The sequence below is a fragment of the Salinimicrobium oceani genome (assembly GCF_012037645.1).
This window is the reverse complement of the sequence record NZ_JAAVJR010000608.1, coordinates 1-457: the sequence shown is the minus strand read 5'-3', so window position 1 is coordinate 457 and position 457 is coordinate 1. Positions and strand designations below refer to the sequence as shown.

The window sequence follows — 457 nt, the reverse complement described above, 5'->3', positions numbered from 1 at the left end:
CACCGGCATCATCACCTTTCGAAGGCCTGAAAGCCTTGTAACATCTCTTGTTCCTGTTTCATGATCTATGATTCCGGTGATAAGGAATAAAGTTGCTTTATAAAGCGCATGTACCACGATATAAACTGCAGCAGCAGTTAACGCGTATTGGGTTCCTAAACCTATAAGGAAGACGAGCAGTCCTAATACCGAAATGGTTGAATACGCAAGAACCCCTTTAAGGTCTGTTCGAAATAAAGTATGTACGGCAGCATAGAACATGGTGATCCCACCTACCGAGATCAAAGTTGTATTCCAGATATCTTCTCCTCCCAGCACAGGAGTAAATCTCAACAGCAGGTAGATTCCCGCCTTGACCATGGTGGCAGAATGTAAGTAAGTGGAAACCGGGGTTGGCGCTTTCATCGCCCCCGGAAGCCAGAAGTGGAACGGGAACTGTGCCGACTTAGTAAATGCG

1 protein-coding gene is annotated in these 457 nt (G+C 46.4%); it reads right to left on the bottom strand.

What is annotated here, in order from left to right:
- A partial coding sequence (locus HC175_RS18505) for a proton-conducting transporter transmembrane domain-containing protein (protein WP_262887252.1) occupies positions 1–457 on the bottom strand: 457 nt, incomplete at both ends.